This is a genomic window from Micrococcus sp. HSID17227 (assembly GCF_003989405.1).
Classification (GTDB): Bacteria; Actinomycetota; Actinomycetes; order Actinomycetales; family Micrococcaceae; genus Micrococcus; species Micrococcus luteus.
In genome coordinates this window covers 1-8,513 of the sequence record NZ_RBLN01000083.1, presented here as the reverse complement: position 1 = coordinate 8,513, position 8,513 = coordinate 1, and the positions used below count along the sequence as shown (strand labels likewise).

Genomic DNA, 8,513 nt, shown 5'->3' with positions numbered 1-8,513 from the left:
GGTCCGGCGCTGTGCACGCCCGGGTGTGGTGCGCGTCTTCGGGCGCACCGCCGCGCGGACGGGCCCGGGGCCCGCGTGGGGGGGTGCGGCGCCCGCCGGCGAGGGGGCCCCGTCGGCGGACCACGAGGGGGAGGCCGTCGTCGTGCGGATCGCGGCGGGCCACCCGTGGGACGACGCCGTCGCATGGACCGTGGCGCACGGGCTCGGCGGGATCGAGGCGCTCTCGGGCATCCCGGGCTCGGCCGGCGCGACGCCCGTGCAGAACGTCGGCGCCTACGGCGCGGACGTCTCGCAGGTGCTCGTCGCCCTGCGCGCGTGGGATCGGGAGGCGGGGGACGTCGTCGAGCTGACGCCCGCGGACCTGCGCTTCGGCTACCGCGACTCCGTGATCAAGCGCTCCATGCTGGAGACCGGCGCGCCGAGTCCCCGGTGGATCGTGCTCTCGGTCGACCTGCGGCTGCGCCGCGCCTCCTCCGACGCCGAGCCGACGGCGCCGGTCCGCTACGGGCAGCTGGCGGCCGCGCTCGACGTCGAGGAGGGCGCCCATGCCCCGCTCGCGGTGGTCCGCCGCGAGGTGCTGGCCCTGCGCGCCGCCAAGGGGATGGTGTCCGACCCGGCGGACCCGGACACGTGGTCCACGGGCAGCTACTTCACGAACCCGATCGTGCCCGCGTCCGTGCGGGCCTCCCTGCCCGAGGGCGCCCCGGCGTTCGCCGCCGGGGAGGCCGAGGACGGGACGCCGCTCGTGAAGCTCTCGGCGGCCTGGCTGATCGATCGCGCGGGCTTCGCGAAGGGCTTCGGGCTGCCCGAGGTCGCACCCCGCGAGGGCGGGCCGGACGGCCGCGGAGTGGACGGCACCGGCCTGGCCGGGGGCCGCGCGTCGGTGTCCACGAAGCACACCCTCGCCATGACCAACCGCGGCGACGCGAGTACCGAGGACGTCCTGACGATCGCGCGCACCGTGCGCGACGGCGTGCGTGAACGCTTCGGCGTCGAGCTGCACCCCGAGCCGATGATCATCGGCACCAGCCTCTGACCCCTCACTTTCGTTCGAGAAACGGCGCCCCCAGGAGTGCTTTCGTTCGGGAAACGGCGCCCCGAGGCGGCGCGGGCGCCGTTTCCCGAACGACAACGCCCGAGCACCCGCCGTTTCCCGAACGAAAACGGGGGCCGGAGCGGGGCCGGGTGCGCGCCTCGGCGCCGGCGTCGCGGCTCAGAGGTTCCCGGTGGCGATCATCAGCATGCGGCGCACGGGCTCGGCCGCACCCCACAGCAGCTGGTCGCCGACGGTGAACGCCGAGAGGTACTCGGGACCCATGTTGAGCTTGCGCAGCCGGCCGACGGGGATCTGCAGGGTGCCGGTCGCGGCGATCGGGGTCAGGTCGGTGACCGTGACCTCCTTGGTGTTCGGCACCACCTGCACCCACTCGTTGTCCGCGGCGATGATCTGCTCGACCTCGTCCAGCGGCACGTCCCGGGTGAGCTTGAGGGTGAGGGCCTGCGAGTGCGAGCGCATGGCGCCGATCCGCACGCACAGCGAGTCGAACGGGATCCGGTCCGCCCCGGTCAGCCCGAGCACCTTGTTGGTCTCGTCGTAGGCCTTGCGCTCCTCGCGGGAGACGCCGTCGCCCAGGTCGGAGTCGATCCAGGGGATCAGCGAGCCGCCCAGCGGCACGCCGAACTGCGTCGAGTCCAGGCCGCCGCGCTGCAGCTCGATCACCTTGCGGTCGATCTCGAGGATCGCCGACGCCGGATCGGCCAGCTCGGCCCGCACCGCGCCGCCCAGCTCGGCGTACTGGGTGAGCAGCTCGCGCATGTGCCGGGCGCCGCCGCCGGAGGCCGCCTGGTAGGTCATGGCGGTGCCCCACTCGACCAGGCCCGCCTTGAACAGGCCACCCAGGCCCATGAGCATGCAGGACACGGTGCAGTTGCCGCCGATGAAGTCCTTCGTCCCGTTCGCCAGGGCGGCGTCGATCACGCCGCGGTTCACGGGGTCCAGCGCGATCACGGAGGTGTCCGCCATGCGCAGGGTGGAGGCGGCGTCGATCCAGATGCCGTCCCAGCCGGCGGCGCGCAGCTTCGGGTACACGGCCTGCGTGTAGTCCCCGCCCTGCGCGGTGAGGATCACGGGCAGGGCCTTGAGCGCGTCCACGTCGTACGCGTCCTGGAGCACGCCCGGGTCGCCGGCCATGCCCTCGAGCACGGGCGCGGGACCGCCGGCGTTGGACGTGGAGAAGAAGACGGGGTGGACGCGGGCGAAGTCGCCCTCCTCGGCCATGCGCTGCAGGAGGACGGACCCCACCATGCCGCGCCAGCCGACCAGTCCCACGGTGGGCACGGCGGCCGCGTCGGGGGCGTTCACAGATGCGGGGGCAGCGGAAGTCATGCCCTCCAGGCTAGCGGCCCTGCTGCGCACGCTTCCGCCTGTTCCACGCGATGAGACCGCCCACGGCGAACACCTGGGTCAGCACGAGCAGGAACACCAGCCCGGCGATGGTCTTGCCCTGCAGCACGAGGATCAGCCCGAACACGGCGCACACGAACGCCAGCACGGGCAGGGCGACGAGCGCGAGGAACGAGACCGCCTGCGGGGAGAGCAGACGCTGGTCGGAGTCGGTCGGGGCCATGTCAGTCGCGTTCCCATCGTTCGAAGCGGTGGCGCGGGCCGGAGGCGGAGTCCAGCCACGCGTCGGGGGCGGGGTCGACGGCGGTGCGCCGCCAGCGGGCGTCGAGCGGCGGGGCGTGCGTGTCGCCGTCGACGTCGGCGTCGATCACGGTCACCTCGGCGCGCGAGGCCACGTCGAGGGCCTGCTCGTAGAGCGTCGCACCGCCGATCACCCACACGGTGTCACAGCCGTCGGCCTCGGCCGCGGCGGCCAGGGCCGCCCCGAAGTTCGGCACGACGACGGCGCCCGCGGCCCGCAGCTCCGCGCCGGCCTCCTCGGTGGCCGTCAGGGTGCGGGAGACCACGATGTTCGTGCGCCCGGGCAGCGGGCGGAAGCGCGCCGGGAACGACTCCCACGTGCGCCGGCCCATGATCACGGGGTGGCCGTGCGTGTGGGCCCGGAAGTGCGCGAGGTCCTCGGGGACGTGCCACGGCATGGTGCCGTCGCGGCCGATGACGCGCTCGGGGGTCTGGGCCCAGATCATGGCGATCACGGGCTCGGTGGGACGGGTGGCCCGGCTCATGGGGTCGCTGCGCATCCTCGGCTCAGACGGCGATCGGCGCCGTGATGGTGGGGTGGTGACGGTAGTCGAGGACCTCGAAGTCCTCGTAGTCGTAGTCGAAGATCGACGCGGGGGTGCGCCGCAGCCGCAGCCGCGGGTACGGGTACGGCTCGCGGGAGAGCTGCTCGCGCACCTGCTCCTCGTGGTTCGCGTAGATGTGCACGTCCCCGCCGGTCCACACGAACTCGCCGGGAGTCAGCCCGGTCTGCTGGGCGACCATCACCGTGAGCAGCGCGTACGAGGCGATGTTGAACGGCACGCCGAGGAACAGGTCCGCCGAGCGCTGGTAGAGCTGGCATGAGAGCCGCCCGGGGGCGCCGTCCTGACCGGGGGAGACGTAGAACTGGAACAGCGCGTGGCACGGCGGCAGCGCCATCTCGTCCACCTCGGCGGGGTTCCACGCGGTGACGATGTGCCGGCGCGAGTCGGGGTTCGTCCGGATCTGCTCCACGACCTTGGCGATCTGGTCGATGTGGCCCCCGTCCGGGGTGGGCCACGAGCGCCACTGCACGCCGTAGACGGGGCCGAGCTCGCCGTCCTCGTCCGCCCACTCGTTCCAGATCCGCACGCCGCGCTCCTGGAGCCACCGCACGTTCGAGTCCCCGCGCAGGAACCACAGCAGCTCGAGCGCGACCGACTTGAAGTGCACGCGCTTGGTGGTGATCAGCGGGAAGGACTCGGCCAGGTCGAAGCGCAGCTGGCGGCCGAACACGCTGCGCGTGCCCGTGCCGGTCCGGTCCGTCTTGACGGCCCCGTGGGCCATCACGTCGGCGAGGAGGTCCTCGTAGGGGGTGGGGATGCTCACCCGGCCCACTCTAGCGATCCGAGCGGACGCGCTGAGCGTCGTCGACGGCCCGGCGCAGGCGGGCCGCGTCCCAGCCCGCGGCCCGGACGGCAGGGAGGCGGGTGCCGGCAGGGCAGGCCCCCTGCCCCGGTCAGCCGTGGAACACCATGTCCTGGTACTCGGGGTAGCGGCGCAGGTAGTCCTCCACGTAGGAGCACTCGGGCACGATCCGGTCACCCTCCGCGCGCAGCCGGTCCAGGACCATGGTCACGAGGGCGCGGGCAAAGCCGCGGCGGCCGAACTGCTCGTCGATGATGGTGTGCTGCAGGCGCAGGACCACGGTGTCCTCGCCGTCCTCGCCGCGCACGGTCTCCTGGTCGTAGCCGAGGAACCCGATGAACGTCCCGTCCTGGCGCAGCTCGAAGCGCTGTCGGTCCGGGTCCCGGGTCACCGTGAGGCGCTCGTGGACGATCTTCTCAGGCTGGCTCTGGGCGGCGGTGTTCTCCATGACCCGAGCCTAGGGCCGGGGGCGGACCTGCTCAACGGTGGCCCGGTCGTGCGGGCCGAGGCCTGTGCGGGCGGCTCAGTCGTCCCAGGGGTCGTAGACCTCGACGGCCACCACGTCGCCGTCGAGGTCGAGGGCGCGGTGCGCCACGAGCACGGCGCCGGGCCGCAGCCACGGATCCTCGGTCGGCAGGGCCCGCAGCACGCGGTCCGCCTGGCCGGCGGCCGCGTCCTCGATCACCTCGAACAGCGTCGGCAGCACCGGCCGGTGCGTGCACACGACCAGGGGCTGGGAGCGGCCCATGAGCTCGGCCATCACCTTGCGGGTCTTCTTGGGCTTCTCCCGGGCCGTGGTCTCCGTGAAGGCGCCCTTGGTCTTCAGCGGCAGCCGGCTGGACTTCACGAGCGGGGCCAGCGTCTCCACGCAGCGGCGCCACGGGGAGGAGACCAGCCGCTCCGGCTGCCAGGCCCCCACGAGGCCCTCGACGGCGAGCGCCTGCCGCCGGCCCGTCGCCGCCAGCGGACGCTCCTGCTCGGCGCGGGACCACGAGGAGCGGGGCTTGGCCTTGGCGTGGCGCAGCACCAGCAGCGGCACGGTCCGCAGGCGCCCCCGAGAGGCGGCACGCAGCAGCAGGTCGAGCGGTTCGCGATCCGAGTCGTTCGTCAGCAGCCGCCGGGCCTCGTCCGGCCCGACCCAGCGGACCTCGTCCACCTCGTCGCCGTCGGGGAGGGCGCGCTGGCCGTCGACCTCGGCGGCCCAGTACCAGACCTCCTTGCTCTGACGTACGCCCCGCTTGCCGGGCACCTCGTACGCGGTCACGCACAGCGGGATGCCCGGCCGCAGCTCCAGGCCGACCTCCTCGCGCAGCTCGCGCACCGCGCACTCCGGCAGCGTCTCACCCGGATCGAGCTTGCCCTTGGGCCACGACCAGTCGTCGTAGCGGGGCCGGTGGATCACCATCACCTCGAGGCCGCCGGGCACGCGGCGCCACGGCAGCATGCCGGCGGCCAGCACCTCGGCGCGGGGGCCTTCCGAGGCGCGGTCCTCCGTGGACCAGCGGGCGACGCGGTCGGCGTGGGACGAAGGCATGGGGCGGGTTCCTCTCGGGGTGCGGCGGCCGCGACGACTGCTGGGGCAGGGCACGGGGCGTGGCCGACCCCACGGGGGCCGGCCTCACCAGGATACGAGGCCGCCGGGATGTGCCCGGCCGGTCCCCGCCCGAGGGTCTCAGGGGCGGCGGTACTGGGCGTCGGCGGCGAACAGCTCGAAGCCGAGGGACGCGTAGAGCGCGACGGCGGCCGTGTTGTCCGCGTCCACGTACAGGTCCACGACGTCGACTCCCTGCTCCGCCATCCGGTGCAGCCCCGCCAGCGTCAGGGCCCGACCGAGGCCGAGGCCCTGGGCGTCGGGGGAGACGCCCACGGCGTACACCTCCCCGACGCGCGGGCCGTCGGCTCCGGCATCCGGCTCCACCTTCGTCCAGTGGAAGCCGAGCAGCCGCCCGTCCGCCTCGCGGGCGGCGAGCAGGAGGCCGTCGGCGTCGAACCAGTCCTCCGCCATGCGGTCGTCGAGGTCGGCGCGGGTCAGGCTGCCCTGTTCGGGGTGGTCCGCGAAGGCGGCGGCGTTCACGTCCAGCCAGGCCTGCTCGTCCTGGCCGGGGACGAAGCCGCGCAGGGCCACCCCGTCGGCTAGCCGCACCTCCGGCAGGGCCGCGAGCGCCGCGTGCGACAGGCGCATCCGGCGCAGCTCGCGGACGGGCTCGAGGCCGTGCCGCCGGGCGAGCCGGACCGCCCCCGGGAGCATGCCGTGGGCCCAGACGCTCGTGGTCTCCTCCCGCGCCAGGTCCCGGACCGCGGCGGCGGCGGCGTCGGCCAGGACCGTCCCCCGGCCGGTGCGGCGTGCGGTCGGGTCGACGACGAGCTCGAGCACCGCCGCCGCGCCCTCGGGCACGAGCACGGCCGCCCCGTCGATCGCGCCGTCCGGGCCCCGGGTGGCCCCCCACCAGAGCTGCCCGCCGCGGGCGAGCAGCACGCGCGTCTGGTCCGACAGCGGGGGATGACCGTCCGCCGCCCCGGCGCGGTCGGCCAGGTCCAGGACGGCGCTCGCCTCCTCCGGGCGCGGGGTGACGACGCGCGGCGTTTCGTCGGCGTCGGAGGTCGTGGGGGTGGGGTGTTCGGCCATGCCGGCCACCCTACGGAAGGAGGACGGTGGCCCGCGAGGTGCGCCCCGCCGTCGCCCGCCCAGGGCCGAGCCGGTGCGCACCTGGCAGGATGGGGCAGGTGATGCGCTTGTCCATGGCCCTGAGTGCGGCCGTCGCCGCCCTCGTCCTGGGCGGTGCCGCGTTGCTGGGCCCGGTCCCCGCCGCCCTCGCCGCCGCCGTCGTGATCCTGGTCATCGCCTGGGGCTGGCCGCGGCAGATGGGGGCGCCCGCGCGCCTCTCGCTCAGCGTCACCCTGGCCGTCGCCGGGGGCATCGCGGTGCTGCTCATGCTGCTGTGGCCGCCGCTCGAGGACGGCCACAGCGGGGCCTGGACGCTCTTCGAGCCGCTCGCCGTCGTCGTCGCCTGGAGCACCATGGCCTCGTTCGTCGTCCAGCTGGTGCGCGGGACCGGCCGGCCGCTGCGCCTCGAGTCCACCGTCGCCACGATGGGCGGGGCGTTCGTGGCCGTCGTGACAGCGTGCTGGGTGGCCGTCTCACGCTGGAGCGACACCCCCGCGGTCGCCGGGCTGGTCATCACCCTGGCAGTCACGGTGGCCGCGGTCTCCCTCGTCGGCCTCACCCCGTGGATGCAGGGCCGGCCGGGAGTCCTGGCGCTCGTGGTCATCCCCCTCAGCACGGTGCTCGCGTGGCCCGTCTCCGCGCTGGCCGGCGTGGGCGCCCGGGACCGGCCGGCCGTCATGGCCGCGGCGCTCGCGGTGGCCGTGCTGGTGTCCCTGACCGCCGCCACGGCGCCGTCGTCGCGGCCGCGGCCCGAGGACCGGCCGGTGGGCACCACCCTGCGCCCGCGCCGGGCGGGCTACGCCCTCGCGTTGGCGCCCGTGGGAGCGGCCGGCGTCGTGGCGCACGTCATGGTGGGCTTCCTGGCCTGACAGGTCCGACCCGCTCGGTAGGATGTCCCGCATGGATACCCTTCTTGCGCTCGAGATCTTCTTCCTGGCCCTCGTGGTCCTGGCCGGCCTGGGCATGGCCGCCGTCGCCGCGGTCGTCATCAACGGCCTCTTCAAGGGCCAGCGCTGAGGACGCGCGGCCCGCTGGCGGGCCGCGCCGTGATCTGCCATGGCGACTGAACTCCCGTACGACCTCACCCCAGAGCTCGCCCCCCTGTCCTGGCTCATCGGCAGCTGGGAGGGCCAGGGCCGCCTCGGCGACGGCTCCGCCGACACTGAGATCTTCTACCAGCGGGTGGACTTCACCGAGCACGGTCTGCCGTTCGTGGAGTACCGCGCGGAATCATGGCTGTGCGAGGCGGACGGCACGCTGCTGCGTCCGCTGACCGTGGAGTCCGGCTTCTGGCAGGTGGACCGGGAGCGGCGCGACGGCGACGTCGGCCCCGGCATGCGCCCGGCGGACATCGTCCCCGCGTTCCGCTCCGCCGAGGACGTCGAGGGGCTGCGCGCCGGCGACCAGGGCTTCGGCCTGACCGCCACCATCACGCATCCGGGCTCGCTGGCCGAGCTGTACTACGGCCGCATCAAGGGCCCGCAGCTGCAGTTGGCCACGGACGCGATCCTGCGCGGCTCCGCCGCCGGGCCGTACCACCGGGCCACACGCATGGCCGGTCTCGTGAACGGGCAGCTGTTCTGGCGCTGGGACGTCGCGGACGCCGCGGGTGCCGAGCTCCAGGCGCACGCCTCCGCCATCCTGGACCGCATGCCGAGCGCGGCCGAGGGTCGGCTCGCCCCGGGGGCCGAGCGTCCTCGCGGCGCCGGCGGGCGGAAGCACGGGGAGCAGTCGTGACGGCCTCCCGCAGCCCGCTGCTGGACCTGGCCGTGGCCG

Annotated in this window: 10 protein-coding genes; 3 read left to right on the top strand and 7 right to left on the bottom strand. The window is 74.6% G+C overall.

Going from position 1 to position 8,513, the window contains the following annotated elements:
* Nucleotides 1-1,036 (top strand): UDP-N-acetylmuramate dehydrogenase (locus D8M29_RS06110; RefSeq protein WP_238693339.1); only part of this gene is annotated, 1,036 nt, incomplete at its 5' end.
* A gap of 177 nt (nucleotides 1,037-1,213) precedes the next feature.
* Here D8M29_RS06110 and asd read toward each other — a convergent pair.
* The 7 genes from asd to mshD all read right to left on the bottom strand — a co-directional run bounded on the left by asd (nucleotide 1,214) and on the right by mshD (nucleotide 6,698).
* Nucleotides 1,214-2,386, bottom strand: coding sequence for an aspartate-semialdehyde dehydrogenase (gene asd / locus D8M29_RS06105; protein ID WP_052001111.1), 1,173 nt, complete (start codon nucleotides 2,384-2,386; stop codon nucleotides 1,214-1,216).
* Between the two features lie 10 nt (nucleotides 2,387-2,396).
* Nucleotides 2,397-2,627, bottom strand: coding sequence for an NF038396 family protein (locus D8M29_RS06100; protein WP_036337885.1), 231 nt, complete (start codon nucleotides 2,625-2,627; stop codon nucleotides 2,397-2,399).
* Nucleotide 2,628: 1 nt separating this feature from the next.
* Nucleotides 2,629-3,189 carry a dihydrofolate reductase gene (locus tag D8M29_RS06095; protein WP_036337888.1) on the bottom strand — a complete coding sequence of 187 codons (561 nt, stop codon included), beginning with the start codon at nucleotides 3,187-3,189 and terminating at the stop codon, nucleotides 2,629-2,631.
* 22 nt (nucleotides 3,190-3,211) lie between these two features.
* Nucleotides 3,212-4,042, bottom strand: a complete 831-nt coding sequence (locus D8M29_RS06090; RefSeq protein WP_002854751.1) for a thymidylate synthase — start codon at nucleotides 4,040-4,042, stop codon at nucleotides 3,212-3,214.
* A gap of 121 nt (nucleotides 4,043-4,163) precedes the next feature.
* A complete protein-coding gene (locus D8M29_RS06085) occupies nucleotides 4,164-4,520 on the bottom strand; it encodes a GNAT family N-acetyltransferase (RefSeq protein WP_002854752.1) in 357 nt (118 codons plus the stop codon).
* A 75-nt stretch (nucleotides 4,521-4,595) separates the two neighbouring features.
* Nucleotides 4,596-5,606: an NUDIX hydrolase gene (locus D8M29_RS06080; RefSeq protein WP_036381499.1), complete on the bottom strand. Its 1,011-nt coding sequence runs from the start codon at nucleotides 5,604-5,606 to the stop codon at nucleotides 4,596-4,598.
* Between the two features lie 138 nt (nucleotides 5,607-5,744).
* Nucleotides 5,745-6,698 carry a mycothiol synthase gene (gene mshD / locus D8M29_RS06075; protein ID WP_036381502.1) on the bottom strand — a complete coding sequence of 318 codons (954 nt, stop codon included), beginning with the start codon at nucleotides 6,696-6,698 and terminating at the stop codon, nucleotides 5,745-5,747.
* Nucleotides 6,699-6,799: 101 nt separating this feature from the next.
* Between mshD and D8M29_RS06070 the strand changes: the two genes are divergently transcribed.
* Both D8M29_RS06070 and D8M29_RS06065 read left to right on the top strand, forming a co-directional pair.
* Nucleotides 6,800-7,606 (top strand): hypothetical protein, encoded by an 807-nt coding sequence (locus D8M29_RS06070; protein ID WP_233263201.1) that lies wholly within the window; start codon nucleotides 6,800-6,802, stop codon nucleotides 7,604-7,606.
* Nucleotides 7,607-7,793: 187 nt separating this feature from the next.
* Nucleotides 7,794-8,474 carry an FABP family protein gene (locus D8M29_RS06065; protein WP_036317725.1) on the top strand — a complete coding sequence of 227 codons (681 nt, stop codon included), beginning with the start codon at nucleotides 7,794-7,796 and terminating at the stop codon, nucleotides 8,472-8,474.
* The last annotated feature ends 39 nt before the right edge of the window (nucleotides 8,475-8,513 follow it).

Bases quoted from the DNA above. Each gene is read 5' to 3' on its own strand.
- asd (WP_052001111.1), bottom strand. From the start codon at position 2,386: ATGACTTCCGCTGCCCCCGCATCTGTGAACGCCCCCGACGCGGCCGCC.
- D8M29_RS06100 (WP_036337885.1), bottom strand. From the start codon at position 2,627: ATGGCCCCGACCGACTCCGACCAGCGTCTGCTCTCCCCGCAGGCGGTC.
- D8M29_RS06095 (WP_036337888.1), bottom strand. From the start codon at position 3,189: ATGAGCCGGGCCACCCGTCCCACCGAGCCCGTGATCGCCATGATCTGG.
- D8M29_RS06085 (WP_002854752.1), bottom strand. From the start codon at position 4,520: ATGGAGAACACCGCCGCCCAGAGCCAGCCTGAGAAGATCGTCCACGAG.
- D8M29_RS06080 (WP_036381499.1), bottom strand. From the start codon at position 5,606: ATGCCTTCGTCCCACGCCGACCGCGTCGCCCGCTGGTCCACGGAGGAC.
- mshD (WP_036381502.1), bottom strand. From the start codon at position 6,698: ATGGCCGAACACCCCACCCCCACGACCTCCGACGCCGACGAAACGCCG.
- D8M29_RS06070 (WP_233263201.1), top strand. From the start codon at position 6,800: ATGCGCTTGTCCATGGCCCTGAGTGCGGCCGTCGCCGCCCTCGTCCTG.
- D8M29_RS06065 (WP_036317725.1), top strand. From the start codon at position 7,794: ATGGCGACTGAACTCCCGTACGACCTCACCCCAGAGCTCGCCCCCCTG.